The sequence below is a fragment of the Streptomyces calidiresistens genome (assembly GCF_014141525.1).
Classification (GTDB): Bacteria; Actinomycetota; Actinomycetes; order Streptomycetales; family Streptomycetaceae; genus Streptomyces; species Streptomyces calidiresistens.
Map to the genome: position 1 here is coordinate 1 of NZ_VKHS01000957.1, position 1,845 is coordinate 1,845.

Below are 1,845 nucleotides of genomic sequence, written 5' to 3' on the forward strand. Positions count from 1 at the left end.
TCCTGAGGCCGGGGCCCGGGGGGTGACCCCGGTGTCCCGGCGCGCCCCGGGCCCCGGCCTCAGGAGGCGCTGGTGCCCGTCAGGGAGCGGATCGCCTCGACCACGGGCACGTCGCCGTTGACCAGTTCCAGGGTCAGACCCGCGGTGCGCGGTTCGTCCAACAGGCCCAGGAGCACGGTGGCGACGTCGTCCCGGGTGATCGCCGAGCGTCCGGTGTGCGCGGCCAGGTGCACCCGACCCGTGCCGGGGTCGTCGGTCAACCTGCCGGGGCGCAGGATCGTCCAGTCCAGACCGGCCCGGGAGCGGATCTCGGCGTCGGCGGCGGCCTTGGCCCGCAGGTAGGCGGCGAAGACCGGTTCGGTGTCGGCGGGCGGCTCGCGGTCGGTGCCCATGGAGGAGACGACGATCATCCGGCGGACACCGGCGAGTTCGGCGGCGTCGGCGAAGAGGACGGCGGCGGCCCGGTCCACGGTCTCCTTGCGCTCGACGCCGCTGCCCGGCCCCGCGCCGGCGGCGAAGACCGCCGCCGTGGCGCCGCGCAGGTGCTCGGCCACCTCGGCGAGACCGGCGTGCTCCAGGTCACAGACGACCGGTTCGGCGCCGATCTCCTCCAGATCGGCGGCGTGATCGGGATTGCGGATGAGGCCCACGGGCCGGTCGCCGCGTTCGGCGAGCAGCCGTTCCAGTCGGCGGGCGATCTGTCCGTGGCCTCCGGCGATGACGATGCGCATGGTCCCGACGGTACGCCGGGAGGGGGGTGGGGAGGGGCCCGCCGCGCCGGCCGGCCCGTGGCTCAACCGGTGGACTGGCGCGGGAGTTCGGTCGCGGCTCCGTCCCCGATGTCGCAGTACTCGCGCACGGCGCTGGTCCGCGAGACGATCCGCCCCCGGTGGATGACCAGCCGGCTGTAGGCCAGGGAGAGGACGTCCGGGAGGCAGGTGCCGCGCACGGCCAGCAGCTCGGCGGGGAACCCCGCCTCGATCCGCACCGGGGGCAGTCCCAGGGCGGCGCGGGCCCGGTCGGAGACGGCGTGGTAGGCGTGGACGGGGTCCTCCCCGCCCCGGGAGACGAGTTGGCAGGCGGCTTCCAGCGGGTCGCCACGTCCCACCGGGTTGGCGGCGTCGCGCAGGGCTCCGCCGCCGGCGATCACCCGGACCCCGGCCGTGCGCAGGATCCGGGCCAGGGGGGCGGTGTCCGGTGGCGTGCGGGACGTGTCGCCCCCGGCGCGGCCCCGCGCGCCGCCGGGTCCGGTCCGCAGGGGCGCGCACGGTCCCTGGGGCAGCAGGGCGACGGTGACACCCGCGAGGGCCAGGCGGTCGGCGGTGCGGGCGAGCGCCTCGGGGGCCAGGCGGCCGAGCCCGGTGCACGGGCCGATGACCACCCCCGGCCGGTGTCCGGTGACGGCGGCCGCGAGTCGGTCGAGGAGGATGGGGTCCCCGGCGTCGGTGTGCAGGTCGAGGGGGAGGCCGTGGTCGTCGGCGGCGGCGATCAGGAGGTCGAGGCAGCCCGCGGGGTCGGGGTCCGCGTCGGGCAGGCCGCCGAGGGCGGCGGCCCCCATGGCGACGGCGTCCCGGAGCAGGGCGCGGCCGTCCGCCGCGGCCCGGCCGGTGAGGGGCCCGGCGTCGGCGGTCGTCCGCAGGTCGGTGAGGCCGGTCAGGGAGCGGGCGGCGCGCAGGGCGGCGTCGAGGGCGTGGAGCCCGGCGGGGTCCCCGACGCGGATGTGTCCGCGCTGCGCGGTGGCGCCGTGGGAGAGGTGGTGCAGGGCGGCCTCGGTGACGCGGCGGAGCACGGAGTTCCCGCCCCGGCCCGGGGGAGGGGCGGGGACGGCGGTGTCCGGTGCGTGGG

At 78.3% G+C, this 1,845-nt stretch carries 2 protein-coding genes; both read right to left on the reverse strand.

Annotation, left to right across the window (positions count from 1 at the left end; translation table 11 throughout):
• Positions 1 to 59: 59 nt before the first annotated feature.
• A complete protein-coding gene (locus tag FOE67_RS24520) occupies positions 60 to 731 on the reverse strand; it encodes an NAD(P)H-binding protein (RefSeq protein WP_182667008.1) in 672 nt (223 codons plus the stop codon).
• Between the two features lie 62 nt (positions 732 to 793).
• Positions 794 to 1,845, reverse strand: a 1,052-nt coding sequence (locus FOE67_RS24525; protein ID WP_228474249.1) for an amidohydrolase family protein, incomplete at its 5' end; no start/stop codon positions are given.

Coding starts and splice junctions, on each gene's coding strand:
- FOE67_RS24520 (WP_182667008.1), bottom strand. CDS start 731: ATGCGCATCGTCATCGCCGGAGGCCACGGACAGATCGCCCGCCGACTG.